The 26,059-nt window shown below is 41.1% G+C and carries 25 protein-coding genes and 2 pseudogenes; 12 read left to right on the forward strand and 15 right to left on the reverse strand.

Annotated features, from left to right (window positions below):
• Positions 1-5: 5 nt before the first annotated feature.
• Complete coding sequence (locus L2672_RS04185) at positions 6-314, reverse strand: DUF1289 domain-containing protein (protein WP_248994575.1); 309 nt, start codon at positions 312-314, stop codon at positions 6-8.
• Positions 315-467: 153 nt separating this feature from the next.
• Between L2672_RS04185 and L2672_RS04190 the strand changes: the two genes are divergently transcribed.
• The gene (locus tag L2672_RS04190; RefSeq protein ID WP_248994741.1) at positions 468-974 is read left to right on the forward strand and encodes a DUF4136 domain-containing protein; all 507 of its coding nucleotides are present in this window, start codon (positions 468-470) and stop codon (positions 972-974) included.
• Between the two features lie 96 nt (positions 975-1,070).
• On the opposite strand, the pseudogene L2672_RS04195 reads toward L2672_RS04190, so the two are convergent.
• Together L2672_RS04195 and L2672_RS17350 are read right to left on the reverse strand one after the other, a co-directional pair.
• Positions 1,071-2,215, reverse strand: a pseudogene (locus tag L2672_RS04195) (HlyD family secretion protein).
• Positions 2,215-2,624 (reverse strand): annotated as a pseudogene (locus L2672_RS17350) (DUF3302 domain-containing protein). The pseudogenes L2672_RS04195 and L2672_RS17350 overlap by 1 nt, the downstream one beginning before the upstream one ends.
• A 228-nt stretch (positions 2,625-2,852) precedes the next feature.
• On the opposite strand from L2672_RS17350, the gene purT reads away from it, so the two are divergent.
• Entirely contained in the window at positions 2,853-4,049 is a 1,197-nt protein-coding gene (gene purT / locus L2672_RS04210) for a formate-dependent phosphoribosylglycinamide formyltransferase (RefSeq protein ID WP_248994578.1), read from the forward strand.
• 136 nt (positions 4,050-4,185) lie between these two features.
• On the opposite strand, the gene L2672_RS04215 is transcribed toward purT, so the two are convergent.
• Genes L2672_RS04215 through L2672_RS04235 form a run of 5 tightly spaced genes read right to left on the reverse strand, consistent with a single transcriptional unit; the run spans position 4,186 to position 8,434 of the window.
• Positions 4,186-5,133: a D-2-hydroxyacid dehydrogenase gene (locus L2672_RS04215; protein ID WP_248994579.1), complete on the reverse strand. Its 948-nt coding sequence runs from the start codon at positions 5,131-5,133 to the stop codon at positions 4,186-4,188.
• A gap of 48 nt (positions 5,134-5,181) precedes the next feature.
• Positions 5,182-5,817 (reverse strand): porin family protein, encoded by a 636-nt coding sequence (locus L2672_RS04220; RefSeq protein ID WP_248994580.1) that lies wholly within the window; start codon positions 5,815-5,817, stop codon positions 5,182-5,184.
• 53 nt (positions 5,818-5,870) lie between these two features.
• Complete coding sequence (gene djlA / locus L2672_RS04225; RefSeq protein WP_248994581.1) at positions 5,871-6,644, reverse strand: co-chaperone DjlA; 774 nt, start codon at positions 6,642-6,644, stop codon at positions 5,871-5,873.
• A gap of 27 nt (positions 6,645-6,671) precedes the next feature.
• Positions 6,672-7,382 (reverse strand): N-acetylmuramate alpha-1-phosphate uridylyltransferase MurU, encoded by a 711-nt coding sequence (murU, locus tag L2672_RS04230; RefSeq protein WP_248994582.1) that lies wholly within the window; start codon positions 7,380-7,382, stop codon positions 6,672-6,674.
• Positions 7,379-8,434, reverse strand: a complete 1,056-nt coding sequence (locus L2672_RS04235) for an aminoglycoside phosphotransferase family protein (RefSeq protein ID WP_248994583.1) — start codon at positions 8,432-8,434, stop codon at positions 7,379-7,381. Before L2672_RS04235 ends, murU begins: the two co-directional genes overlap by 4 nt.
• Positions 8,435-8,578: 144 nt before the next feature.
• On the opposite strand from L2672_RS04235, the gene lptD reads away from it, so the two are divergent.
• From lptD to L2672_RS04270, 7 genes are all read left to right on the forward strand, one after another.
• The gene (gene lptD / locus L2672_RS04240; RefSeq protein WP_248994584.1) at positions 8,579-10,879 is read left to right on the forward strand and encodes an LPS assembly protein LptD; all 2,301 of its coding nucleotides are present in this window, start codon (positions 8,579-8,581) and stop codon (positions 10,877-10,879) included.
• Between the two features lie 152 nt (positions 10,880-11,031).
• A complete protein-coding gene (gene surA / locus L2672_RS04245; protein WP_248994585.1) occupies positions 11,032-12,336 on the forward strand; it encodes a peptidylprolyl isomerase SurA in 1,305 nt (434 codons plus the stop codon).
• A gap of 9 nt (positions 12,337-12,345) precedes the next feature.
• A complete protein-coding gene (gene pdxA / locus L2672_RS04250) occupies positions 12,346-13,329 on the forward strand; it encodes a 4-hydroxythreonine-4-phosphate dehydrogenase PdxA (protein ID WP_248994586.1) in 984 nt (327 codons plus the stop codon).
• A gap of 8 nt (positions 13,330-13,337) precedes the next feature.
• Complete coding sequence (gene rsmA / locus L2672_RS04255; RefSeq protein WP_248994587.1) at positions 13,338-14,150, forward strand: 16S rRNA (adenine(1518)-N(6)/adenine(1519)-N(6))-dimethyltransferase RsmA; 813 nt, start codon at positions 13,338-13,340, stop codon at positions 14,148-14,150.
• Between the two features lie 67 nt (positions 14,151-14,217).
• Positions 14,218-14,598, forward strand: coding sequence for a Co2+/Mg2+ efflux protein ApaG (apaG, locus tag L2672_RS04260; protein WP_248994588.1), 381 nt, complete (start codon positions 14,218-14,220; stop codon positions 14,596-14,598).
• 4 nt (positions 14,599-14,602) lie between these two features.
• On the forward strand, positions 14,603-15,421 hold the full coding sequence (locus tag L2672_RS04265; protein WP_248994589.1) for a symmetrical bis(5'-nucleosyl)-tetraphosphatase: 819 nt from the start codon (positions 14,603-14,605) through the stop codon (positions 15,419-15,421).
• A gap of 107 nt (positions 15,422-15,528) precedes the next feature.
• Complete coding sequence (locus L2672_RS04270) at positions 15,529-17,550, forward strand: HAMP domain-containing methyl-accepting chemotaxis protein (RefSeq protein WP_248994590.1); 2,022 nt, start codon at positions 15,529-15,531, stop codon at positions 17,548-17,550.
• 804 nt (positions 17,551-18,354) lie between these two features.
• Here the strand turns inward: L2672_RS04270 and L2672_RS04275 are convergent.
• The 7 genes from L2672_RS04275 to rplU all read right to left on the reverse strand — a co-directional run bounded on the left by L2672_RS04275 (position 18,355) and on the right by rplU (position 22,555).
• On the reverse strand, positions 18,355-18,741 hold the full coding sequence (locus tag L2672_RS04275) for a DUF3718 domain-containing protein (RefSeq protein WP_248994591.1): 387 nt from the start codon (positions 18,739-18,741) through the stop codon (positions 18,355-18,357).
• Between the two features lie 62 nt (positions 18,742-18,803).
• Positions 18,804-19,307 (reverse strand): type 3 dihydrofolate reductase, encoded by a 504-nt coding sequence (gene folA / locus L2672_RS04280; protein ID WP_248994592.1) that lies wholly within the window; start codon positions 19,305-19,307, stop codon positions 18,804-18,806.
• Positions 19,308-19,319: 12 nt separating this feature from the next.
• Positions 19,320-19,790: a threonine/serine exporter family protein gene (locus tag L2672_RS04285; protein ID WP_248994593.1), complete on the reverse strand. Its 471-nt coding sequence runs from the start codon at positions 19,788-19,790 to the stop codon at positions 19,320-19,322.
• Positions 19,790-20,548 (reverse strand): threonine/serine exporter family protein, encoded by a 759-nt coding sequence (locus L2672_RS04290; RefSeq protein WP_248994594.1) that lies wholly within the window; start codon positions 20,546-20,548, stop codon positions 19,790-19,792. The genes L2672_RS04285 and L2672_RS04290 overlap by 1 nt, the downstream gene beginning before the upstream one ends.
• Positions 20,549-20,564: 16 nt before the next feature.
• A complete protein-coding gene (gene cgtA / locus L2672_RS04295; RefSeq protein ID WP_248994595.1) occupies positions 20,565-21,740 on the reverse strand; it encodes an Obg family GTPase CgtA in 1,176 nt (391 codons plus the stop codon).
• 232 nt (positions 21,741-21,972) lie between these two features.
• Positions 21,973-22,227, reverse strand: a complete 255-nt coding sequence (gene rpmA, locus L2672_RS04300) for a 50S ribosomal protein L27 (RefSeq protein ID WP_007650346.1) — start codon at positions 22,225-22,227, stop codon at positions 21,973-21,975.
• 16 nt (positions 22,228-22,243) lie between these two features.
• On the reverse strand, positions 22,244-22,555 hold the full coding sequence (rplU, locus tag L2672_RS04305) for a 50S ribosomal protein L21 (RefSeq protein ID WP_055024329.1): 312 nt from the start codon (positions 22,553-22,555) through the stop codon (positions 22,244-22,246).
• Positions 22,556-23,009: 454 nt separating this feature from the next.
• On the opposite strand from rplU, the gene ispB reads away from it, so the two are divergent.
• From ispB to L2672_RS04320, 3 genes are all read left to right on the forward strand, one after another.
• Positions 23,010-23,981, forward strand: coding sequence for an octaprenyl diphosphate synthase (gene ispB / locus L2672_RS04310; protein WP_248994596.1), 972 nt, complete (start codon positions 23,010-23,012; stop codon positions 23,979-23,981).
• A gap of 267 nt (positions 23,982-24,248) precedes the next feature.
• A complete protein-coding gene (locus L2672_RS04315; protein ID WP_248994597.1) occupies positions 24,249-24,947 on the forward strand; it encodes a 5'-methylthioadenosine/adenosylhomocysteine nucleosidase in 699 nt (232 codons plus the stop codon).
• A gap of 44 nt (positions 24,948-24,991) precedes the next feature.
• The gene (locus L2672_RS04320) at positions 24,992-26,026 is read left to right on the forward strand and encodes a cobalamin biosynthesis protein (protein WP_248994598.1); all 1,035 of its coding nucleotides are present in this window, start codon (positions 24,992-24,994) and stop codon (positions 26,024-26,026) included.
• Positions 26,027-26,059 lie beyond the last annotated feature (33 nt).

A 26,059-nucleotide genomic window follows, 5' to 3' on the forward strand; every position in this document is an offset into this window, starting at 1 on the left:
TCAACTTAGTCATCTGCTTTGGGCGTTGAAGAGGCTTGAGGGGTTTCTCCATCATCCGCAAAATCTAATTGAATATTAACACTTGATTGCAAAGCTTGGCGCTGCTGCATACTCGCTTTATATAAAGCATACTGCTTACGTTTACGGCGCTGTTTACATAAGCGGTTAATATCTTGCTTCTGCAAATCGGTATAACTCATCCAATTAAACCGTTCATCGCGACTACGAAAGCAGCCCAAGCAATATCCTTTGGCGTCTGATTGACACACACCAATACAAGGGCTTGGTACTGAAAAAAAGCTTAATTGTTCCATTGTTAAGGCACATTATAAAAAATGACGATATAGTTAAGGTTATACTAATTGCAGCAAAATTGTACACTTTTGGAGCATCTGCTTATGTTCGCTAGTCACTACCACCAAAAAGGCACTATTCCTAAGCTTTTAAAAAATATCTATATTCCGTTCATGTTGGTCTTACTGGGGTGTCAAAGTACCCCGAAACAAGACTATGACGTAGGCTATGATTTTAGCCAGCTTAAAAGCTTCACCATTGTAGATACTCATGATGCTGAAGACCCTTTCACATCAGACCGAGTAAAATTAGATATTAGCAATGCTTTGCAGGCTCAAGGGTTCGAACAAAAAGCCAATGAAGGAGATTTTTCAGTTAACTTTGCCTTAAAAACAGAAGACAAACCTCAAGATTCAGGCCTTTCAATCGGTTTAGGCACAGGTTCATGGGGTAAGCATGGAGGAGTTGGTGTTGGTACCAGTGTAGGGGTTCCTGTCGGTAGCAACGATGAAAAACTGCAAACGATTCAAATTGATATTATCGACCCAACTGAGAATAGACTCATTTGGCGTGGAACGGACCAATATGAATTTCAACAAGGTGGCGAGAAAAAAGCGACTAAAACCACTGAAACGGTCATTAAAATTTTAGCGCAATTCCCGCCCCAAAAGAGCAATTAACTACAAGAGCAATTAACTACAAGACCTACATGATAAATAATGAATCCACCATACAAACAGCTTGTATGGTGGATATTAAAACTCAGTCGCCACAAGTTAGTGGCCTTCACCAAACAAGTAATTCAACCAACCTTGCATGCGTAATAAGACTTTACGCATAATCGCAACATGGCTGAAGTGCTCAGTATAAATCGCTGCTTGCCCCGCAACACCAGCAGGTAGTTGAGCGAGTAACTCATGGTCTTCCACATCAATTAGCACGAGTACTCGCCCACGTTGAAACAACTTGTTAGATGACTGTAAGTTGCCGCTAAACTGAATCTCACCCTCAGCCATAGCCGGCAAATTTTTAGCCACTTTACCTTTAAATACGACCCCAGGTATGGCATCAACAATCACTTCAGCTTCATCGCCTTCTTTTAACCTCAACAATGAATTTTGCCAAAATGCCCCCGCCACAAATCGTTCTTCGTCAGGAATAAAAGTCAGTGCAGGGCGTAAAGGTAGTGGCACCGCCATCACCCCTTATCTAAGCGCCAACTGCGTTACCACGCCATCGGTAGGAGCTCGCACAATTGTTTGATCTAAATCGTATTGCGCTTTGCAAGCTCAGCTTGCAAGCCAGCAACTTTAGTATTCACGCCATCAATATTTGACTCATAAGCTAACCGATTTCTTAGCTCTTCAGCTTTAGCGGCATCCAGTTGAGCAACTGAGGCAAAATAAAGTTGACGACGATTATCCAGCTCAAGCTCAGTGAAGGGTGAGTTCTGACCGCCATCTCGGTGCCCTTTTTGATATCTTTTATATGCCGATTCAGTCCGTATTACATTCGCTTCTGCTTGCTTATAATTTGCATGAGCGGTTTCATAAGCAGCTTGTAATTGGGGGACTTGTTGCTCAGCCTCTTTTAATGCTGCCAGTTTTTGCTGAACCACAGCCTCATAAGGGACAGGATCAATCTTAAATAATACATCCCCTTTTTTAACCGGCATATTGGCTTTAACATTAACCTCTGTTACTAACCCTTTAACCGCTGGAGTTATCGGTATTGTGACAAAATATTCACGCGCAAATTTGGTATAAGGATGGTTATAATTCATCAGCAGCAGTAATGTGCTAATCAAGGCAATACCACCAAGTATGGCTGTAGGTACGGTCCACTTGTTTAAAGGTATTTTAAATATTTTAAAAATGGCAATACATAAAGCTGAATAGGTCAGGATAAGCAATAAATCCATTAGTTACTCTCCTTCTTCTCATCAGTATTGGCAGGCAATGACTCGACAATCGTTGAAGCTCCTGCGTCAGTCGATTGTTTAGCATCTAGCTCATTGACCCGTTGGTTTAATTCAGTAACCTGCTGTATAAGCTCCTTCACTTCTCCTTCAAGAATCAATTCTCGCTTACGGCTATCTGAGAACCCCACCCTCTATCTTCACGATACAAGGTTGCCCAAATCCACAAAAATGGCCAAAGCACGTGTAAAGTAAACAAGCTCACCCAACCGGCAATATGTAACGCGTCTTGTTGGGGGTGGTTACGATGCTTAGCGATTTCATAAGGAATATCATGTATGGCGATAATGCCGTAAAACAGAAATATCACCACAAAAAATATTATCCCTAACGCAAAATAATCTAAAAACATAGGCACTCTCCAGCACATAATAAATACTATGGCAAAGCGTACACCATTAACAACAATGCAACATAGGGTTTATGATTTAAAACTGACATTCCAATCACTTGACGTTAAAGCAGTGATCTAACAGCTATAATTTTCTCGTGCTAGATCACATTTTATTTGCCACTAATAGCCAGAGCATATTCACTAGAGGTAAACTGTTCTGAAAATAAAACACTCATAAGGTTTGTAATGAGCACATCTTCACTAGAAACACTCGGTACCCCGAATTGCCCTGATGCCGTAAAAGCGATGCTGCTTGGTTGCGGAGAGTTAGGTAAAGAAGTCGCAATTGAACTACAACGATTTGGCATTGAAGTCATTGGGGTGGATAGATACCCGAATGCGCCAGCCATGCAAATAGCCCATCGTAGCCATGTCATCAATATGCTTGATTCAGCTCAATTAACTCAGTTAATTGAATCTGAGAAACCAGATATTGTCATTCCGGAGTTAGAAGCCATTGCTACAGACGTATTAGTCACTCTAGAAGATAAAGGCTTAAATGTCGTGCCTTGTGCTATGGCCACTAAATTGACCATGGACCGAGAAGGGATTCGTCGGTTAGCCGCTGAAACCTTAGCCCTACCAACGTCACCTTACTTTTTTTGCGATACCTTTGATGAGCTCAAACTTGCCGTTGAACAAATTCAATACCCTTGTGTAGTCAAACCGGTAATGAGCTCTTCTGGTAAAGGGCAAAGTGTTTTAAGAAACGCAGAGGATCTTCAACCTGCTTGGGAATATGCCCAAGAAGGTGGACGCGCAGGTAATGGACGCGTAATCATTGAAGGCTTTGTAAATTTTGATTATGAAATTACCTTGCTAACCATTCATGCAGTTGATGGTATTCACTTTTGTGATCCTATTGGACATCGACAAGAAGATGGCGACTACCGTGAATCTTGGCAGCCTCAAGCCATGCCAGACCATGTGTTAGAAAAAGCACAAATAGTGGCTATGAAAGCGGTTAAAGCGCTTGGTGGCTACGGATTATTTGGCGTTGAGTTATTTATTAAAGGCGATGAAGTGTACTTTTCGGAAGTTTCGCCACGCCCACATGATACCGGCTTAGTGACCTTGATCAGCCAAAATCTGTCTGAGTTTGCCCTACATGTTCGCGCTATTCTTGGGCTACCTATCGGCAAAATTGAACAATATGGCCCATCGGCTTCAGCAGTGATTCTAGCCGAAGGAAAATCTGAAAATATTCGTTACCAAGGCTTAGGCAAAGCATTAAGCTTTGAAGATACTCAACTAAGAATTTTCGGCAAAGGTGACATTAATGGTCGCCGCCGCTTGGGGGTGGCGCTCGCCAAAGACAGCACCATTGAGCAATCTGTTGAAAAAGCGAAACAATGCGCGGCTGAAATAAAAGTTATCTTTTAAAGCTACCACTTATTAAAAACGGCCATATAGAGTAAATCTATATGGCCGTTTTTTTAGCTTAGTTTTTTGCTTAGTTTTTTGCTTAGTTTGGTATCGTATAACAACCCCATCTGATAGTGCCGATTATCGATGATAATTAGACCCTGTTGACAGGTTTACCCACTATAAATTGCTGACAATTATCTACCGCAATATTCATTAAGTTTTGCCTAGCCTCTTTGGTCGCCCAAGCAATATGCGGAGTAATGGTAATATTTTTAGCGCTTAATAATGGATTGTTTGGGCTCGGTGGCTCAGTCGATAACACATCAACCGCGGCAAAGCCTTTACCGGCGTTAAGCCAATCAGCAAGTGCTTGCTCATTAACCAGCCCGCCTCTAGCAGTATTTATTATCAAGGTATTTTTAGGCAGTTGTGCCAATAGCGGTTGGTCTATTAGCTGTTCTGTTGCAGGGGTGAGTGGGCAGTGCAATGAAACAAAATGAGACTGCGGTAACAAGTCAGTCAATGTACACCATGAGACCCCCTGTGCTAGCTCAGTTTTAGGCGTTGGTGTGTGAACAAGCACATTCATCCCAAAAGACAGCGCAATTTTAGCTACATGCTGGGCAATATCGCCATAACCAATTAAGCCTATGGTTTTACCCTTCAATGACATTAACGGCGCCAGCGTAAAGCAAAAATCACGTTGTTCACTCCAATGACCTTGCTTTACCGCTGAGTCATGTAATGCTACTTGCTGAGTGTGAGATAAAATATGCGCAAATACCATTTGAGCAACCGCATCAGGGCCATAAGCTGGAATATTAGTGACAACTATGCCGTGTTGCTTAGCATATTCAACATCAACCACATTAGTGCCTGTCGCTAACACGCCAATATATTTAACATTAGGCAACTGCTTTAATGTGTGCGCCGAAAGCACGGTTTTATTGGTTAGCACAATATCGGCCTTATTAGCACGTGCAACTACATCGTGTTGTTCAGTATGATCATAAACCACACACTGAGCTAATTGCTCAAAACCTTGCCAAGATAAATCACCAGGGTTTAAGGTAAAGCCATCTAATACCACTATATTCATTGTTTTCCTTGCCGCCACTTTCAATTATGGATAACGGCATTACTCTGGTTAAAAAGAAACTTCAAAGCCAATATTCGCTTGGCCTTGCCACATTAAATCACCTTGAATTTTAAACACGCAACTGGCCTCATTACAAAAAAGCCCACCATTTGAATCCATAAACGTCGCATAGCCTCTCACATCCGCAAAAACACTCAAGTTGGACATTAACTCATAGGCCACGCCAGCACCAACGCCCATTGAAAAATGGGTTTCATTAGAATATAAACCGTTGGGACGGATATGCGTCACCCCTGCACTGGCCGTGATGTAAGGCTTTAACTGACCACTAGGAAAATACAATGTTCCACCAAGATGCAAATAATTAACGTCCAGCTCAGCGATAACATCGGTCGATAGAGCTTTGTTACGCAAATCAGTCGTTTGACGGCTATAAAGTAAATGAACATTGCCGGGGTCGTTAGTTTTCATACCTAGCATCAAGCCAAAATTTTCACTTTCACTGATATTAAGACGACTATAACTGTCTTCACTTTCATCATTTGAAATCTCTAAACCGTTGCCACCAAAACTATAGCCCGCAAAAGGCGCAATATAGATTTCAGCTTTCGCTATTGATGCTGAAAAAATTGACGTGGCCAGTATTGAGCAAGTCAGTAAAGTTGAAATATGAGTAACTGTCATTTTATAAATTCCTCTAACGATTATTATTGTTCCATCAATACAGTAATTCAGTGCTAACGCATGTTTCTTTGGTTTTTTATACTTTCATAAGCCGCTTGGATATCTTGCGCTTTTGTCTTCGCTAGAGACATCATCTCTTCAGGTAATCCTTTAGCGACTAATTTATCGGGATGGTGCTCATTCATCAATTTTCGATAAGCCCGTTTGACTTGTTGGTCAGTCGCTTCAACGCTAACCCCTAATAACATGTAGGCATCATCAATCGACATTTTACTGCCTTGAGCAGATTGATGATGAGCAAACTCCGCCTGCCAACGTGCCAATAAATCTTTTAGTACCGCAGATAACCCCAGTTCTTTGGCTATCACGGTTAAAACTTGTTGCTCTTTAACGTGTAATTCGCCGTCTGATAAAGCCGTTTGAATTTGAATCTCTAAAAACATTTGCAACAGTTCATGCCGACTGTGGGTGACATTTTTAAAGTCAGCGAGTTGTTGCTGTAAGTTAAAGTCAGCTTGACGGCCAGAACGAAATGCAGCTTGGGCATCTTGTCGAATTTGACCACTGAGTTGCATTTTATCCATTAACAAGGTGGCGATATGAATATCGGCTTCGGTCACACGTCCAGAAGCTTTAGCAACATGTCCCATCACAGCAAATGTGGTATTTAAAAATATTGCCTGACGCTTTCCTGCCTGCTGAATTAAGCTAGAGAATCGTTGTTTCTTATCGTATAAATGACCTAAATAAAGGCCAAATAAGCCACCAAAAATTTTACCGAACATAAATCCGATAATAAAACCAAAAACCTTACCCCAAATTCGCATTGGCTGTGTTCTCTATAAAATATGTCGTTATGACTTTGATGTTTGACTTAACAGTCGATGATTAAGCATTTTTAAACGTTCAATAGTACCAACATCACACCAAAAATGGGTAAAGTGACAACCAAAAGTTTGCGCTTGTACAATAGATTGACGCAATAAAGGCCCTAAAGGTTGTGAGCCTTGCGGTAAATCAGCAAACATCTTCGGACTAAATATACCCATGCCGCTATAAGTAAAACAAGGCTGACCATTCAGTGACAAATCACCCGCGTGTTTAGTACTCCCTTTAGAGGCAAATGCGAAATCCCCCTTTAGGTTGTGTTCTGGGTTATCCACTAACCAAATAAAACCATCCAGATTTTCAGTTTCTACGGTGGTTAAAGCGGAAAACACATCTGGCAATTGATCGATATAAATATCGCCGTTCAATAATAAAAATGGTTCATCACCTAACAATGGAAGTGCTTTTTTTATTCCACCTGCCGTTTCTAAGGCCTCGTTTTCTTGACTGTAGTGAATCTCAATCCCCCAACGTTCACCATTGCCTAACTGTTCAGGTAACATATGTCCTAGCCAAGCTTGGTTGATTACCACTTCAGTAATACCAATCTTAGCCAGCTTTTCTAGGTGATATTCAATCAGCGGTTTTCCATTAGCATGCACCAAAGGTTTAGGTAAAGTGTCGGTCAATGGACGTAATCGTTCGCCTCGTCCTGCGGCAAGGATCATCGCTTTCATAACAACGTTTCCTTCATCGGCGTATTGGTTAGTACTCGTGGCAAAATGTATTCTGCTAACCACTGACTCAGCGGTGCTAACTCTGAATACTGTGCTGCAATATCAATAATGTACTCTAACGTTAAAGGGATATCAGCCATATAACCGGGTTTGCCATCACGCAGGTTTAATCTCGCAAAGATTCCCGCGGCTTTAATGTGACGTTGTATGCCCATTAAATCAAACCATTGTTGATATCGCTCAAAAGTCACATCGTGTTGAATTAAGCCATGTTGTTTGGCTAAATCAAAATGAAACCTTATCAGAGGATTTATGACTGAATCAGGCCACCGAATATAACAATCGCGTAATAAAGACACCGCATCATAAGTAACAGGCCCAATTACTGCATCTTGGAAGTCAATCACTGCAAGTGGCGCTGACGACTCACCTTTACTGCTTAACAGTAGGTTTCGGCTATGAAAGTCTCGGTGCATGCCAACTTTGGGTTGCTCAGCGACATTAGCTGTTAATATGTTAAAGCTGTGTGCGAGTAACTGCTGCTCTGTTTCCGACAACGAATAATTTAAATGTTTTCCTAACAGCCACTCGGTGAAAATACCTAGCTCTCGTTTAACAAATTCATCATCAAAATCAGCTAAATAATGTGACTGAGCGTGTTCTTCACCAATCAGTTTAACCTGACTAATAGGCATTAATAATGCTAAAGCCTGTTGATAATATTGGCTTACATTATCAAGAGTTAATACTGACAGTAATTGCGTGTCACCCACATCGGTTTGCAAAACAAATCCGTGTTTATCACAGAATCCGATAATTTCGGGCACCAATAATCCGACTTTTTTATAAGCTTTTGCCATGGTAATAAAAGGCATTATGGGGACTAGCTCAACGGGGGAGTCAGAAACGATAAAACTTTCATTATTATAGGAAAATTTGAAGTATCTACGAAAACTGGCATCACCACAAATTAGTGTGGGAGTAATTTCTTCGGCAAAAAATTGCCTTAACCAAGTGGTTAGTAAAGAAAATCTTAAATCTGATTCGCTCATCTCAATGGCTCTTATGCAAAAATTGCTTTATTATAGCCAGCATAACATTTGGAAACAGCTAAAGAATGGATTGTTTTACAGCTAGCTGGATTTCTTTACCTCTCCAAACTTTCCAGAACAGAATTCAATAATTATTTGACTATAATGCAGATCCGATATTTTCTGGCCTTAAGCCTTTTGCCCCAATGTGTATTTGCACAAACGCCTGATGCAGAAACACCGCTGCCATCAGTGTGTTTGATTGAGCCTCCTGTTTCACGTTCTTTCAATGATCGCGAGAAACTCAGTGGTATTAAAGAATCTGATATTGTCATTATTTCAGATAACTCAAGCGCATCTTTTGAGAATCAAGCTCACTTTAGTGGTGACGTAAGCTTCAGCCAGGGCGCTAGACACATAGCCGCTGATGAAGCAACATTAGATCAAAAAAAGCAGCAATTATCAGCCAATGGCAATCTGATATTTAAAGAAGAGCAATTCACCGTTACCGCTGAAAGCTTGCAAGCACAGATGACCAGCAACAGTGCCACGTTAACCGGCGCAGAATATTGGTTTAATGGCCAACAAGCGCACGGGGATGCCAATAAACTCCAAATCACTTCTGACAATAACCTTATTCTTTCAGGTACTAACTTCACCACTTGCCCTCCGGGGGATGAGTCGTGGTTGTTAGAAGCCGATATGATCAAAATCGACAGTGAAGAAGAATGGGGGGAAATTTGGAATGCTAAACTTAGGGTCGCTGACATTCCAATAATGTATATTCCCTATATGACCATTCCGGTTTCCGAAAAACGAAAATCGGGTTTTTTATTCCCCAGTTTCAGCACTAGTACAACTAACGGTGTGCAACTAAGCGTGCCTTATTATTGGAATATCGCCCCTGAATATGACCTAACCATCACCCCTGACTTTATGTCTTCAAGGGGCTTATTTGCAAAAACGGAGTTCAGATATTTAGCCGGTGAAGAGCAAAATGGCCAGTTAAATGTCGAATATTTAGGTAGCGACAAAAAGTTAACCAACCGTCCAGACCGCTATTTGTTACATTGGAGCCACCAAGGAGCATTAACAGAAAACTGGCGGGTTAGAGCAAACTACACCGATGTTTCTGATAATAATTATTTTAATGACCTGAACTCAGACGTTAACCGCTCAACAGACAACCAATTATCACGAATTGGAGAAGCCAGTTACTTTGAACAAAACTGGGATCTCAACATGCGAGTACAAGACATTAAAGTACTCGGTGAAGATGAAATGCCTTATCAAGTTATGCCACAGCTGAACTTTAACTACCGTCAAAACCGAATATGGGACATGGTTGATTTTAGGTTCAACTCTGAATTAACTAACTTTAGTCATCAAGAAAACGACTATTCAACAGCAACACGTTTACATATGGCACCAAGCTTATCTTTGCCTATTCAAGGTCCTGCGGGAAGCTTCACCAGTGAACTAAAGTTAATGCAAACTCAGTATTGGCAACAAACTGTTGAGTCAGACACTCAATTAGATGACTCAGTAAGCCGAACCATCCCTCAAGTTAGGCTTGCAGGGCAAATTAACTTTGACCGAGATGCCCGTTTTTGGGGTAATAATTATAAGCAGACCTTAGAGCCTCAATTTCAGTATTTGTACGTCGGCTACGAAGACCAATCTGCAATTGGAATTTATGATACCGCTCAATTACAAGAAGATTACTTTGGTTTATTTAGAGACAGACGCTTTTCGGGGCTCGACAGAATTGCAGATGCGAACCAGTTAACCGTAGGTTTTACCACACGTTTTTTAGATGAACAAAATCTTGAGAAATTTAAATTTAGCCTTGGCCAAACCATTTACTTTGAAGAATCTAAAGTATTACTTGAAAATCAATACTTGCAAGAACCCCAAAGTACCTCAGTATTAGCCGCTGAAATAGATGCTCACGTATATGATGACTGGTTCATTAGTGGTTCGGTGCAACATGACACCGAGAATAACGAAAACAAAAAATCGGAAGTGACTTTAGATTTCCGACCTAGTAACGACAAACTGCTTCAATTCAGTTACCGTTATGTCCCTGATTTACTCAATACCAATACCAACGACCGAGTTAATATTTCTCAAGCGGGTGTCAGAACATCTTGGCCAATAAGGGATGACTTATATTTTGTTGGTAATTGGTATTATGACTTAAATGAAGATCGTAGCATTGAGACCTACACAGGTTTTCAATATGAATCTTGCTGCTGGGCAGTTCGTCTAAGTTACCATTACCGCATTAAAACCAATTATGACGATGATCTATCTGAGTCAATTGATGGTCGTGAAGAGTTTGAAAAAGGCGTCTACCTCAACTTTGTTATAAAAGGATTAGGAGGCTCAGGTCCATTAGGCGTTGAAGACATGCTAGACGAAGGTTTATTTAACTACAGAAAACCACTTTACTTAAGGAATTAAGCGGCTTTTATGCTAGCTTATGATAAATTGCTGAACCAAGATTAAAAACTGCAGTCCAATGTCGTGTTAAATTAAAAATACACGTATAAATGACAACAATAGATTTGGGCTCAAAACCCGATATACCAATGATAGTGCCAAGGATTTTTTGGATGAAACACAGTAAGAAACTTTTTTTTGCATTATGTGCATTGGCGATGAGCCAAACCGTGATGTCTGCGCCACAAGAACTAGACCGTGTTGCGGTCCAATTAAATGATGGCATTATTTTAGAAAGCGAAATTAACAATATGGTCGATACTGTATCGGCTAACGCAAAAGCAGCAAACCAAACGTTGCCTTCAGCTGAAGCATTACGTACTCAGGTCATTGAACGTCTAATTTTAACACGACTACAATTGCAAACCGCTGACCGCATAGGCTTATCAATTGGTGATTTACAATTAGATCAAACCATCGCCAACATTGCCAAAGAACAAAATATGACTGTCAGCCAAATGCAGCAGCAGTTAGAGTCTGAAGGTATGAGTTATAGTCAATACCGTGAACAATTACGCGAAGAAATCACCATTGGTGAAATTCAACGAATTCAAGTTCAACGCCGTATTCAAGTATCGCCTCAAGAAATTAGTAGCTTAGTTAAGCTAATTGAAGAACAAGGCTTAAAAAATGTTGAGTTCCAAGTAGGACATATTCTAATTGAATTACCCAGCGATCCGACTAGCGCTCAACTAGAATCATCAAGTCGTCGAGCAGAAGCGGTACTTAAAAGATTAAATGATGGCGCAGACTTTAAAAGCACCGCAATTGCCTCTTCATCTGGCCCCAAAGCGCTAGAAGGAGGTGTTTGGGACTTTATGAACATCAATGAAATGCCAACGCTATTTGCAGAAGTGATTACCAATGCCAAAAAGGGTGATATTTTTGGTCCAATTAAATCTGGTTCAGGTTTCCATATTATCAAAGTAATGGATACTCGAGGCTTACAAACTCAAGAAATTGATGAGGTTAAGTCACGTCATATCTTACTAAAACCTTCGCCAATTTTGTCAGAAGATCGTGCCCAAGCGATGCTATCAAACTTCTTAAAAGATATTAGAAATGGTGATGCTGATTTTGCTAAACTAGCACGTCAATATTCTGAAGACCCAGGTTCTGCCGCTAAAGGTGGAGAGCTTGGTTGGGCTGAACCCAGTTTATATGTCCCCGAGTTTTCCCAGACTCTTGAAAGCTTATCTCCTGGAGAAATAAGCGAGCCATTCCGTACGACTCATGGATGGCATATTGTTCAGTTAGAAGAGCGTCGTAAAACCGATGCAACAGACAAATTTAACAGCAATCGAGCTCACCAATTAATTTTTCGTCGAAAATTTAACGAAGAGTTACAAAACTGGTTAGATGAAATGCGCAGTGATGCCTACATCGAAATATTCGAGCCTGAAAATCTACGAGGCTAATTAATAGCAATGACCAAACGAATCGCGATTACGCCGGGTGAACCGGCAAGTATCGGACCAGACATCGTTATAAAACTAGCTCAGCAGGATTGGCCTGCTGAGTTAGTTGTTTGTGCCGATCCTCAATTAATGCTAGACCGAGCAAAAAAATTAAACCTGCCGCTAACATTAAAAACCTATCAATCGGACCAGCCTGCCCAACCGCAACAAGCAGGCACGTTAACAATTATGCCATTTGACTTAGCAGAGCCTGTTGAATGTGGTGTGTTAAATGAAGCAAATAGTGCTTATGTGGTTGAAACACTTCGCTGTGCTGGCGAAAAAAACATGTCAAAAGAATTTGATGCGGTAGTCACTGGCCCAGTGCATAAAGGCATTATCAATCAAGCGGGTATTCCATTCAGTGGTCATACAGAATACTTTGCTTTGCAGGCTAATTGTCAAGACGTGGTAATGATGCTTGCCACCCCGGGACTTCAAGTTGCACTGATGACAACTCATATCCCATTGGCGTATGTTTCAAAAGCCATCACCCGTGACAGGCTGCACCATATTATTGGCATATTGCATAAAGAGTTAGTCAATAAATTTGGCCTTGGCACACCTAAAATATATGTGTGTGGTCTAAACCCACATGCAGGTGAAGATGGCCATTTAGGGCGTGAAGAAATTGACGTAATGATTCCTGCCCTTAATGAACTTCGTGAACAAGGAATGGACATCGTCGGCCCCTTACCGGCAGATACCTTATTCCAACCAAAATATTTAGAACAAGCAGATGTCGTTTTGGCCATGTACCATGATCAAGGCTTACCTGTGTTAAAATCCATTGGCTTTGGTCGGTCAGTGAATATCACCTTAGGCTTACCTTACATCCGAACTTCTGTTGACCACGGCACCGCACTCGAACTTGCAGGCACCGGTGAAGCAGACAGTGGCAGTTTATTCTGCGCACTGAATAAAGCCATAGAAATGATCGACAAGAGTAAATAAATTATCTCATGAGTAATAAAGTACATTTAGGTCACACGGCCAGAAAAAGATTTGGACAAAACTTCTTAACGGATGAAGGAGTGATCAGCAGCATTGTCGGTGCTATTTCACCAGACAACGACCATGTTATGGTTGAAATTGGCCCAGGACTAGGCGCGCTAACCGAACCGGTTGCTGATTCAATTGACAATTTAACCGTTGTTGAACTTGACCGAGACTTGGTTGAACGTTTACAAGTCCACCCAGTATTAAAAGACAAGCTCACCATTCATCAAGGTGATGCGTTGCAGTTCGACTTTTCGAAACTGCAGCAAGATGGCAAAAAAATGAAAGTGTTTGGTAACTTACCTTACAACATTTCAACTCCACTGATGTTTCATTTATTTGAGTTTGCTCAACATATTGAAACCATGCACTTTATGTTGCAAAAAGAAGTGGTATTACGCTTATCAGCAAGCCCAGGCAGCAAAGCCTATGGACGTTTAACGGTTATGGCACAATATTTTTGCCAAGTCGTGCCAGTTTTAGAAGTGCCACCACAATGCTTTACTCCGCCGCCAAAGGTTGACTCAGCCGTAGTGAGATTACTGCCCTATGATGACAAACCTTGGCCGTGTAAAGATGTTAATGTGCTGCGTCACTTATGTACCACCGCTTTTAATATGCGTCGAAAAACACTACGCAATAACTTAAAAGGGATGTTAGATGACAGTGACTTTGAATCATTAAACATTGACTCAACCCTCAGACCAGAGCAAATCTCTGTTGAGCAATACGTTGCAATGGCAAACCTATATATTGATAAAACAGCAAATAGTTAACCTTACTACCCATAAAGGGCATATTCATTGAATGTGCCCTTTTGCTTATGGACGAGAAACCCCAAATATGAGTACCACACCTTCCCCTGTAAAAATAAAAGTTGAAACAGAGTATTTAGAACAACAATCAGATGCCTCTGATAACAAATATTTGTTTACCTACACCATTACCATCATAAATGTTGGCGACCAAGCTGTTACCCTTAAAGATCGTCACTGGATAATTACCAACTCTAACGGTGAAAAAAGTGAAGTAAAAGGGCCTGGTGTTGTTGGAGAAACGCCCACTATTGCCCCGAATACTGCCTACCAGTATTCCAGTGGCACAGTATTAGAAACGCCACTAGGGTTTATGCAAGGCTCGTATGGAATGGAATACAGCAATGGCAAGTCATTTGCCGCCCCTATTGAACCATTCCGATTAGCCGTTCCAGGAATTTTACAATAACTCTATGGCCAATTATTTTGTCGGTGATATCCAAGGCTGTTTTGATGAACTTGAACGGCTACTTGAAAAAGTAGACTTTAACCCTTCTAAAGATAATCTATGGGCAGTGGGAGACTTAGTCGCTCGTGGAACAAAGTCATTAGAAACCTTACGTTATTTTGAGTCGTTAGGTGACAGTGCTAAGGTTGTTTTAGGAAATCATGATCTTCATCTGATGGCCGTTAGTGGTAAGCTCAAAAAAGCGAACCCTAGTGATAACTTATCCGCACTGCTTGCAGCCCCCGACTGCGGTAAGTTAATTGATTGGCTAAGGCTGCAACCATTAGCTCGCTACTTGCCTGAACATAAGCTGATTATGACTCATGCGGGAGTGCATCCAAAGTGGGATTTAGCTACATTACAAACTGAATCAAACTACGTCAGTGAACAGCTACAACAAGCAGATTACTTAAATACGTTAATTGCGCAAATGTACCAAAATACCCCCGATGAATGGCAGCCAGAACGACAGGGTATAGCGCGGGCAATATTTTGTATTAATGCCTTAACCCGTATGCGCTATTTGACATCCGATACTCGTTTAGAATTTGCCTGTAAACTCCCACCAAAAGATAACCCACACCAGCATATTTCACCGTGGTTTAATTTCAAATTACAGCTGGCTAGCCCCTATCAGATTGTGTTTGGCCATTGGGCGGCATTGATGGGACAAACGGGCCAACCACGCATACATGCACTTGATACCGGCTGCTGCTGGGGAGAACATTTAACGTTATGGCATTTGGAAAATAATCAGAAAATTATCCAAAAAAAGTTAAATTAAGGTTAAACTTTACAGACAATTAGCCGATACTTAACTATTGCATTTAGCATTACCTGAATACCCTACCCTGCTTAATGGGATAAAATAATAAAAGGTTGGAGTAACATATGAAAATAAACGTAGCTACTAGGGTAATCGGTGGTTTCACAGCGGTTACCTTATTGCTCATCATACTTGGTATTGTGACCTTAATCGGTAATAGCAGCATCAAAGATGGCACCCAAACCCTACAACAAATCAGCTTGCCAGCTCTGGAATCAACTAACCGATTAAGTGAAAACTTAAGCAGCCAACAAATTGAATCATTACAAGCTTTTTACAGCGACCACTCTTCAAAAATTCCTGTTATAGAAAAACAACTGCTCAAGGAAAATAGCAAGTTTCAAACTGAGTTAGACCTTCTTTCAAGCATTATTTCTAACCAAGGTGAACTGACTCAACCATTATCAGAGTTAAAGTCTGCCTATAAAGGCTATCAAGACAGCGCTAACCTCATGTTAGCCGAAAAATCCCAAGCATTATCTACTCAAGAGAAGCTATTGGGATTACGTGACGATTTCGAGAATGCTGCAGATGATGCTTCATCAATCTTACTCGACGTTATTGACCTAGAAATGAGTGATGACGACACAGAAAAAAGCTTAGCGGCTTCAGCCAGTACCGTCGACAATACCTTTATTAATCTTATCACCACTATTTTTGATTTAATTGCTACCACTGACAAATCTAAATACTCAATCATTACCAAAGAATTGGATTACATGGTAAGTGAGTCTAAGGGAAAACTGAGCCACATAAGCCTACAAGGCCAAGGGGTTTTAGACAGTGATATTTTGACTGATCTGGCAGATGAAACAGAAAAAGTATTTGAACTATTAAGTGGTCCGAACTCGATTATTGCTTTAAAAGGCCGCCAGTTAGATCACGCAGAAAAAGCCGCTAAACAATTACTTGTAACCAAAAACAAAGCCAAAACAGCTAACGCCACCATGAGTAGCCTAGCTTCTGCCATTGACAGGTTTACTGACGACATTAGCTCGCAAGCAATTGAAGTTATTGACTCAGCAGCCATTAAAACCATGATAGTGGTAGTTATAGCCATTTTGGTCGCCATAGTCGTCAGTATTGCAGTGGTTAACCCGTTAAAGCGTTCTTTAAATCAAGTAAACCAAGCTCTAAACGTTTTAGCATCAGGTGATTTAACCCATAAACTTGATGACTCAGGACACGACGAGTTTGCTCAACTTTCAAAGAACTGTAACCGCCTAGTGGATAGTTTAAGAAACTTAATCACCGGCATTTTAGACCGTTCGAACCAATTAGCTGCTGCGGCAGAGCAAACTTCAGCCATTACATCGCAAACCACGATTGGTATTCAAGAACAAAAAAGCCAAGTAGACCAAGTTGCAACAGCAACCACAGAACTTAGCTCAAGTGCACAACAAGTATCTATGAGTGCAGATCAAGCCCTTGACCAAATCAAGCAAGCCGATGCTGAAACTCAACATATGCGTACCTTAGCCGATGAAAGCAAACTCACTATTCAAGCCTTAGCTGAAGAAGTCTCTAAAGCAGGTATTGTGATCAACAAGCTACACACAGACAGTGCCTCAATTGGTTCGATTCTTGACGTAATTCGTGGTATTGCCGAGCAAACAAACTTACTGGCGTTAAATGCTGCAATTGAAGCTGCAAGGGCGGGCGAACAAGGCCGTGGCTTTGCGGTAGTGGCAGATGAGGTAAGAAGCTTAGCCTCACGCACCCAAGATTCGACACAAGAGATCCAACAAATGATTGAGGTGTTACAGCAAGGTGCCCAAGAAGCGGTAGCGGTTATGGAACTAGGCCGTTCACAAGCCAATAGCTGTGTTGATAAGAATGAGCAAGCCAACTTAGCGCTTGAAACCATTATTAAGTCTGTTCATGAGGCTTATGATTCAGGTACTCATATTGCGCATGCAGCACAAGAGCAGAACTTAGTGAGTCAACAGGTTTCAGAAAAGCTCGAGCATATTGCACAGATTTCTGAAGAGACAGCCTCAGGCGCTGATCAAACAGCAGAATCGAGTCATCAAGTGGCAATACTTGCTGAAGAGCTGCAAGCGTCTGTGGGTGAGTTTAAAGTGTAATCCTCATCCCCAAATGTTTATTGTTAATAAAAAGGCCGTTAAGGCCTTTTTTATTACCTTGAATTTTTCAACACGATCTTTTCTAGCCTTGGCTTAGCCAGAAGCCATTTCCTGCTGAATTTCCTCAAGTGGATGTAACCGTCTATACTGATGAAGCCGACAAGTACTGCGGCTGTTACCAACATCCACTATATCCAATGGGGCACAGTTAGAGTGAAACACTGTCCCCCGTAGACTATTCGGCCAAAACATGTTTGCCATCAATGTGAATAGCATGACATTGAGGTTGCAATATAAGCAGTGCTAATACCAAGGTCGCCCATCCACAAAAACATCACTACACCGAATTTACTCAGCCATATCATTATCTGTAAATATCAGTTTGGACAGCTTTTATATGTACTAGAACAGACCGTGAATTTGATGCTGACTATTCTCTGTCTCAAACACCTTTGAGTAGGAGATCATTAACATTGTTAGTAAGCTATTTTGATGAGAGTTTATGTATATCTTCAGTCGAGTGGGGATAATGGGGTCAGAGTTAATTTAATCAGTAGAGATACTTTTCTTCTAAGTTACTTATTATCGGATCAATGTTCTAAAACATTTTTGTCCAAAAATGCTTGAAAACAAGGCAAGTGTTTTCCGTAAACCGTGATTCTACAATCAAAAATCTAACGCCTGTTATCAAATATTATAACAAGCTAGGCTGAACAGTTATTTATTACGATTGATATGAATTTAACACAAAAAAATACCGACTAATAAGTCGGTATTTTAAGATACTCAATGCTCTAAAGAACATTAACCACCAATACGATCTTTGATTGCAGCAGTTATAGCACTTGAACCATGACCATTTTCATTAGCCCAATCTAATATCGTTTGACCATCAGCTTCTGGTACTTGTAAATCATCTGCGCCTAAACGTTTAGCAATATATTCGCCAACATCGTTTGCATTTGAGTTGTAGGCAGTACGCAATAAACTGCTGCCATCACAACTCACACCCGTATAAATATTACGTAGCTTTACACGAGATTCTTTAAGCTTTTTACGCAAACGGTTTTTATCATCAGATTTTACATAATCACAAATATTTGCAACTAATTGATCTGTGTTCGCTACTGCAGGGGCAGATACAAAAGATGCTGCAATCAGGGCGGCTAAGGCCACCGGAATTAAACGCATCTGACACTCCTTTAACTAATTGTTTTTATCTAAATATTTTCATACATTGTGAAAATATTGATTTAGGGTAACTCAAGTGTCAGTTTACCGTTTTTAGCAAAAGTGTTAAAGCTATATTGCAAACCATCTTCATTTGTTGCAGAAATGGTATCTTTTAATATCCAAGATCCGTCATTCCACTCAGGAAAATAGGTATCACCGTCAACATCCAAATCAATATGAGTCAGGTATAATACGTCTGCTTTGGGTAGCAGTTGCGCATAAAGTTGCCCGCCACCTATGACAACGAGCTCCTCGCACTCTCCTGCAGCTTCAACGGCTAGTTCAAAATTAGCAACACAAGTCACACCTTCTGGACTGTAATCAGTTTGGCGAGTAATGACAATATTATGACGCCCAGGTAAAGGACGACCAATTGACTCAAAAGTTTTACGCCCCATTACCACAGGCTTAGATAATGTCATCGCCTTAAAGTGTTTTAAATCTTCAGGTAAATGCCAAGGCATTTGGTTGTCTTTACCGATAACTCGATTATTTGCCATAGCGGCAATCATTGCGATACGCATACATATCCTTATTTAAATAATAGGGCGATTTCGATAATACAATAAACTCGGTAACGCTAACCCGACAGCTAGTGCTCCCAAAATAAATACTGTTTTCAAACCATTGATAATCACTTGCGCCGTTAACTCTGGGCTAACCTCACTATGGGCAGTTAATTGAATAAGCGCAATAACAGTATTAAATGCATAAGTGCCTGGAACCATAGGAATAATTGCAGCAACGGCATACATCAATGGTGGGGCTAAATGACGTTTAGCAAACTGAATGGTGATAATGCCCACTAATGCTGCTGCCGCAAAGGTGGCCCATTCTATTGGCATATCAAAATGCATTAACAAGGTTCTTGCACTGTGCCCTAATGCTCCGGCTAAGGCGCAATAACCAAGGTAACGACGAGGTACATTAAATAAAATAGCGAAACCAAAAGCAGGAATGGCAGAAAAAAAGGCGTCATGCAGCAAATTGACTATTAACGCTAGCATTAGAAGATGCCCCCTAATTGCATGGCAATAGTGATACCAATAACAGATGCTAAGGTTAACAGGCTTGCATTTCCCCAGCGGGATATGCCGACATTAATGTGCCCTTTCACCATATCTGAAATCGCATTGATCAACGGAAAACCTGGCACAAGCATCAATACACTGGCTGCTAATGCAACTTGAGGAGTTTCACTGATAGGGTAGACATAACCTATCTGCGCCACCGCGTTTGTCACAAAGGCGGTAATGGCAAAGTTAATCAATAAGTTGTAATGGCGTTTGGCAAAAAATAATCTCACCGTCATACCAATAGATGAAGCTATAAAAGTGATTAAACAGGCCATGATGTCACCACCAAATAAGTGGCAAAAGCTGGCGCAAGATAAGGCAACTACGGGAACAACAACTTTGGCAGGATAAGTTCTCGGTTCAATACGAGCCAAGCGACGTCTAACTTCGTTGGGGCCATACAAGCCCTTTTCCGTTAACACACATAAACGCTGTAACTCACAAACCACCATCATATTAATACCATGAGCACGAATACGACGGGTTGTGGTAATGCATCGACCATGCACTAAACTAGTTAACACTAATGCATTGGAAGAGATAGATAGTTCTACACTAGCAAGCCCTAAAGCCTTGCCTAGGCGCTGACTGAGCTCTTCAACTAAGTCAGAGTCTGCGCCATAGGCAAGCAATAATTGGGCACTACGAACAACTAAACGGGTAATATCATTTTGGTTGTCTGCGTACACAGTAATCCTTTATAAACTAACGCTGATAGATAACTTCTACGTCGTAATCATCGTCGTCAAAATCATCATCATCTAAATCGTCACTATCATCATAATCTTCATTAAGATTATCGTCTTTACCTTGATGATAATTATCCCACTTAAACTCGACTTCTTTATTCGCATCTTGTTCAGCATCAGCTGTAGGCATAGCATCAATGAAATCAAGTAGTTTGACACTTAATTCTTGAGTACCTTGGCGGTTATAAGCAGACATGGTGAACACTTCACCTTCCCAGCCTAATTCGCTGACAATATGAGCCACTTTCTCTTCAACTTCTTCTTCAAGTAATAAGTCGACTTTATTGAACACCATCCAGCGTGGTTTTTCAGCCAGTTTTGGAGAATACTTTTCAAGTTCAGCCACAATTGCTCTAGCCGATTCAACAGGGCAACTACCATCAATAGGATCAATATCGATAATATGCAACAATGCACGACAACGTTCTAAATGCTTTAAGAATCGAATACCTAAACCAGCACCGTCTGCCGCACCTTCAATTAACCCAGGAATATCAGCAATAACAAAGCTTTGTCCCGGACGAGGGTTAACCACACCTAAGTTAGGCACTAAGGTGGTAAATGGGTAATCGGCCACTTTAGGTGTTGCACGAGAAACCGCGCGGATAAAGGTAGACTTACCCGCATTAGGTAAACCAAGTAAACCGACGTCAGCTAATAGCATTAGCTCTAGTTTTAGAGCGCGAACTTCACCAGGAGTACCCAAGGTTTTCTGGCGTGGGGCTCGGTTAGTACTGCTTTTAAAGCGCGTATTACCTAAACCGTGGAAACCGCCTTTGGCAACCAGAAGCTTTTGGCCATGGGTAGTTAAATCCCCTAGCGCTTCTTCTGTTTCAATATCAATTGCGCGAGTCCCTACAGGCACTTGTAACACTAAGTCTTTACCTGCGTGTCCAGTACAATCACGCCCACGTCCATTTGAGCCACGTTCAGCCATATGAAAACGAGTGAAACGGTAATCAATAAGGGTGTTTAAGTTTTCGTTAGCTTGAAGATAAACACTTCCACCGTCGCCACCATCACCACCATCAGGTCCACCATCTGGCACATACTTTTCACGACGGAAACTAACACAACCACTACCACCATCACCGGCTTCTACACGGATATTGGCTTCATCAACAAACTTCATACTGACTCCTAACACTCTAACCATCAAGCATAATAGACATATTATGTTGTGAGCATGGCGCTAATTATAACCCTAAAATCAATAAAGATCAGGGAGCAGAAAAGCGCTGTGTATAGTCAATACAATTCACGCTTGCTGCAAAAAACTTATGTAATATCAGCGAGGGCTAATATCAAAAAACACAAAAGCCCTACCGGTAGGCAGGGCTTTCGATTCTAGCTTAGTTAAAGAATTAAGCTTCGATGCTAATAAACTTACGGTTATTAGGACCTTTAACTTCAAACTTAACTTTGCCGTCAGTTAGTGCAAATAAAGTATGGTCACGACCAATACCTACGTTTACACCAGCGTGGAATTTAGTACCACGTTGACGAACAATAATGTTACCAGCTAGAACTGATTCACCGCCAAAGCGCTTAACACCAAGACGTTTACTTTCTGAATCGCGGCCGTTACGAGTAGAACCGCCAGCTTTTTTATGTGCCATGAGTTAGACTCCTAAATTATGCGCTAATCGCAGTGATTTTAACTTCAGTGAACCACTGACGGTGGCCCATTTTCTTTTCGTGATGCTTACGACGATTGAACTTTTGAATAGTTACTTTCTCGCCGCGACCGTGGCTAACCACTTCAGCAACAACTTTACCACCTGCTACTAATGGAGCACCAACGTGAACATTTTCACCGTCAGCAACCAATAGAACTTGGTCAAACTCAATAGTTTCACCGGTAGCAACTTCAATTTTCTCTAAACGAACTGTATGACCTTCAGCAACACGGTGTTGCTTTCCGCCACTTTGAAAAACAGCGTACATAGCTATTTTACTCCAAATGACTAACACGCTAACTCTTCTTAATGAGATTAGGTGCTAAAAAACTTTTAATGACAATGGGCGCGGATTCTACGCGAAGATTTTAATGCTGGCAAGTGTTAATTCACCTTCATTTAAAAAAGCCGTATGAATGGTATTTATTGACTAAATTCCAACCACACAGACTAGCCGTTCCCTTACTTAATTTAATGAAGGGATTTTATCAAAGCTCGACTTTAAAAGCACTGCCGGATTGTAAAATTGGCCAATTAATTTACCTGTAATACAACAAAATGAAGACTAAACTGCTACAGGATTGTTAAAGGTGGCGTTAAATCACACTTTTAGTGATAACAACTTTGAAAAAGGCCTACTTTCTCCTGTAAGATATGAAGCTTATTGCGACTGTAAAAGTAAGACTATTAATGTCTTCAACCAAATTTAACCAGAGAATACTATGGATTTAACCGCCATTCGTCAGTTGGCTGACTCCGACATGCAAGCCGTCAACCAGCTTATTTATAAACAACTGGAGTCTGATGTTGCCCTGATTAATCAACTTGGCTTCTACATCATAAATGGTGGAGGAAAGCGACTACGCCCATTGTTATCAATCCTGGCAGCAGGCGCAATTGACTATAAAGGTCAGCAACATACCAAGTTAGCCGCAATTATCGAATTTATTCACACAGCATCTTTACTGCATGATGATGTTGTCGACGAGTCGACACTTCGCAGAGGCCGAGAAACAGCTAATGCTTTATTTGGCAACAGTGCCAGCGTATTAGTCGGTGACTTCTTATACACTCGCTCATTCCAAATGATGACCGAGTTAGATAGTCTACATGTTCTGAAAGTATTGGCTGACACCACCAATATATTGGCTGAAGGTGAAGTACTGCAATTAATGAATTGTAATGACCCGGACACCACAGAAGACACCTACATGCGGGTTATTTACTGCAAAACAGCAAAACTGTTTGAAGCGGCCACTTTATTAGCCGGTGTGTTAGCCGATGCACCAAAAGAGTGGCAGAACGCTTTAGGTGATTACGGTAAGTACTTAGGCACTGCATTCCAGTTAACTGACGATTTATTGGATTACACCGCGCAAACCGATGAGCTAGGTAAAAATATCGGTGATGATCTTGCTGAAGGCAAACCTACTCTACCGTTGATTTATGCAATGGAGCATGGTGATGAGCGTGCCAGAAGCTTAATCAAGCAGGCGATAGAAAAAGGCGACGGCACACAAGCCATTGAAGAAATTGTTGCGGCACTACATCAATGCGGTGCATTGAACTACACCCAACAGAAAGCCGAGCAAGAAGCACAAAAAGCCATCGATGCTATTGCTATTTTGCCTGCATCTGACTACAAAACAGCCTTAACCGCCCTCGCTAATATTTCGGTTAATCGCAAAAACTAAACCTCACTCCCGTATTGAATGGTAACGCCTTAGGCGATAGAACTTGATCTAAGGTATCCTAAATTCAATACGGGAAAGCGACACTGTAGTTTATATTCACCGCGTTAATATTCTCCCCCGAGAATATAACAACTAAACTCCCCCCAGCACGGTACATTACATCAGCGATAACAACCGCTAAATTGCATTTGGCTTTTCACAAAATCCTTTGTGACATGCTATTATTATCGGCTCACCAATTTTGTTTATTTCGATTAAGGTTACCCCATGAAAATCGGTATCATCGGCGCTATGGAGCCCGAAGTTGTACATCTTATCCAAGCTATCGACGCCCCTATTCACACCACGATTGCGGGCATTGAATTTATCAGCGGCAAAATTGCCGATAAAGACGTTATTGTCACTCGTTCAGGCATAGGAAAAGTCGCTGCAAGCATCGCCACAACTTTGGTCATTCAGCATTTTGGTGCCACTTCTATTATCAATACCGGTTCTGCAGGCGGCTTTTTAAAAGAGTTAAAAATTGGCGATATTGTTATTTCGTCTGAAGTTCGCCACCATGATGTTGACGTTACCGCATTCGGTTACGAAATAGGCCAAATGGCGCAACAACCAGCCGCTTTTATCCCTGAGCCTTCATTAGTCGAAGCTGCCAAACAAGCCATTTCATCATTAGGTGAAGTGACTGCGGTTGAAGGGTTAATTTGTACCGGTGATAGTTTTATTTGCGACTCAGAGCGCACTAAAGTGATGCTAGCTAACTTCCCTACAATGGCAGCATGTGAAATGGAAGCGGCAGCAATTGCCCAGGTTTGTCATCAGTTTGAAACGCCTTTTGTGGTTATTCGCTCAATTTCTGATAATGCTAATGATGACTCGTCAGTGGATTTTGATACGTACTTAGTCAAGGCTGGCCATCACTCTGCATTAATGGTTATCGCACTATTGCAAAATATAAAGTCTTAATAACATGGCAAAACCAATAAGCTAACAACAAGATGCAATCAAATATGGAACATTTACTGCTGCAAAATGAGCTTATTCAAGGATGCCTGCAAATACTTTTAGCGTTTATAGTGGCGTACTTTGCGCCACTCTCTCAACATTGGCAGCCTTTGTATTGGTTTGGTGAGTTAGCTAAAATTTTAGCGCAAAAGGTTAATCACCCCGATCGGCCTCCATCACAACAAATGACCGCTGGCATACTTGCTAGCTTGTTGTTAGTCATTCCTTTTGCAGTTATCTGTATTTTTCTAATGGAAATGGCTGCTTATCCTTGGTTTTTCAATATCATTGTTCTTTATTGCTGTTTTAGTGAATACCAGTTTGCTAAAAGTGCCCAACAAGTATTACACGCACTCAAACAACATGAAAATCAAACTGCCAAAGATATTCTTGCAGTTGCGGTTGAAGAAGATACCAGCCAACTCTCTTCTCTAGGCTTAACTAAAACCTGCATAGAAAAAACCTTAACAACGCCAATTTATGGCCTTGTAGCCAGCATATTATTTTTTGCTTTCGGCGGCATAGCAATGGTATTAACAGCTCAACTATTAAAAAAGCTAGAGTCTAGTTGGTCACCATATCGCGTTAAATTCAGTATATTTGCCAGCTTTGTTGCTCAATTTAACCGAGTATTATTTTGGTTACCCCGCCTAATATGGCATTTTGCATTAGCAGTTCAATTTGGCCAATTTGGTGCTCGCCACATGTTAGCAAAAGATATTATTGCAAAAGGGCTTAACAATGATTATCCGACCGTTTCTCTAGGCGCTAATTTACTGCGTATAGAGTTAGGCGGGCCGCAACAGTTTACCCGCAACCCACACACATTTAATGCCCCCACCACTTTAGCATTTGATGCTCAGCCACAAGCTGCAACTCAATTTGAAAAAGTCCGTCTTAGTAAGGTATTTGCTGGCTCACCGCCAAACGCCCAAGATATTCAACACGCCCTTACCATCGTTAAAAATGGCCACTTTTTTATCCTCAGCTTAACCTTATTATTGCCTGTGCTATGGGTGTGTTTACAAATCCTTAGCTAACCTTACAAAGTGTGTAAATTCTCTCGCAAAAAC

The organism is Shewanella gaetbuli (assembly GCF_023284065.1).
Classification (GTDB): domain Bacteria; phylum Pseudomonadota; class Gammaproteobacteria; order Enterobacterales; family Shewanellaceae; genus Shewanella; species Shewanella gaetbuli.

Excerpts from the sequence above, each read along its gene's own strand:
- murU (WP_248994582.1), bottom strand. The coding sequence starts at position 7,382 with ATGAAAGCGATGATCCTTGCCGCAGGACGAGGCGAACGATTACGTCCA.
- L2672_RS04275 (WP_248994591.1), bottom strand. The coding sequence starts at position 18,741 with ATGCGTTTAATTCCGGTGGCCTTAGCCGCCCTGATTGCAGCATCTTTT.
- L2672_RS04235 (WP_248994583.1), bottom strand. The coding sequence starts at position 8,434 with ATGAGCGAATCAGATTTAAGATTTTCTTTACTAACCACTTGGTTAAGG.
- L2672_RS04265 (WP_248994589.1), top strand. The coding sequence starts at position 14,603 with ATGGCCAATTATTTTGTCGGTGATATCCAAGGCTGTTTTGATGAACTT.
- L2672_RS04315 (WP_248994597.1), top strand. The coding sequence starts at position 24,249 with ATGAAAATCGGTATCATCGGCGCTATGGAGCCCGAAGTTGTACATCTT.
- djlA (WP_248994581.1), bottom strand. The coding sequence starts at position 6,644 with ATGCGAATTTGGGGTAAGGTTTTTGGTTTTATTATCGGATTTATGTTC.
- L2672_RS04215 (WP_248994579.1), bottom strand. The coding sequence starts at position 5,133 with ATGAATATAGTGGTATTAGATGGCTTTACCTTAAACCCTGGTGATTTA.
- apaG (WP_248994588.1), top strand. The coding sequence starts at position 14,218 with ATGAGTACCACACCTTCCCCTGTAAAAATAAAAGTTGAAACAGAGTAT.
- lptD (WP_248994584.1), top strand. The coding sequence starts at position 8,579 with ATGCAGATCCGATATTTTCTGGCCTTAAGCCTTTTGCCCCAATGTGTA.
- rpmA (WP_007650346.1), bottom strand. The coding sequence starts at position 22,227 with ATGGCACATAAAAAAGCTGGCGGTTCTACTCGTAACGGCCGCGATTCA.
- L2672_RS04320 (WP_248994598.1), top strand. The coding sequence starts at position 24,992 with ATGGAACATTTACTGCTGCAAAATGAGCTTATTCAAGGATGCCTGCAA.
- purT (WP_248994578.1), top strand. The coding sequence starts at position 2,853 with ATGAGCACATCTTCACTAGAAACACTCGGTACCCCGAATTGCCCTGAT.
- L2672_RS04270 (WP_248994590.1), top strand. The coding sequence starts at position 15,529 with ATGAAAATAAACGTAGCTACTAGGGTAATCGGTGGTTTCACAGCGGTT.
- surA (WP_248994585.1), top strand. The coding sequence starts at position 11,032 with ATGAAACACAGTAAGAAACTTTTTTTTGCATTATGTGCATTGGCGATG.
- pdxA (WP_248994586.1), top strand. The coding sequence starts at position 12,346 with ATGACCAAACGAATCGCGATTACGCCGGGTGAACCGGCAAGTATCGGA.
- cgtA (WP_248994595.1), bottom strand. The coding sequence starts at position 21,740 with ATGAAGTTTGTTGATGAAGCCAATATCCGTGTAGAAGCCGGTGATGGT.
- L2672_RS04190 (WP_248994741.1), top strand. The coding sequence starts at position 468 with ATGTTGGTCTTACTGGGGTGTCAAAGTACCCCGAAACAAGACTATGAC.
- rplU (WP_055024329.1), bottom strand. The coding sequence starts at position 22,555 with ATGTACGCTGTTTTTCAAAGTGGCGGAAAGCAACACCGTGTTGCTGAA.
- L2672_RS04285 (WP_248994593.1), bottom strand. The coding sequence starts at position 19,790 with ATGCTAGCGTTAATAGTCAATTTGCTGCATGACGCCTTTTTTTCTGCC.
- folA (WP_248994592.1), bottom strand. The coding sequence starts at position 19,307 with ATGCGTATCGCAATGATTGCCGCTATGGCAAATAATCGAGTTATCGGT.
- rsmA (WP_248994587.1), top strand. The coding sequence starts at position 13,338 with ATGAGTAATAAAGTACATTTAGGTCACACGGCCAGAAAAAGATTTGGA.
- ispB (WP_248994596.1), top strand. The coding sequence starts at position 23,010 with ATGGATTTAACCGCCATTCGTCAGTTGGCTGACTCCGACATGCAAGCC.
- L2672_RS04185 (WP_248994575.1), bottom strand. The coding sequence starts at position 314 with ATGGAACAATTAAGCTTTTTTTCAGTACCAAGCCCTTGTATTGGTGTG.
- L2672_RS04220 (WP_248994580.1), bottom strand. The coding sequence starts at position 5,817 with ATGACAGTTACTCATATTTCAACTTTACTGACTTGCTCAATACTGGCC.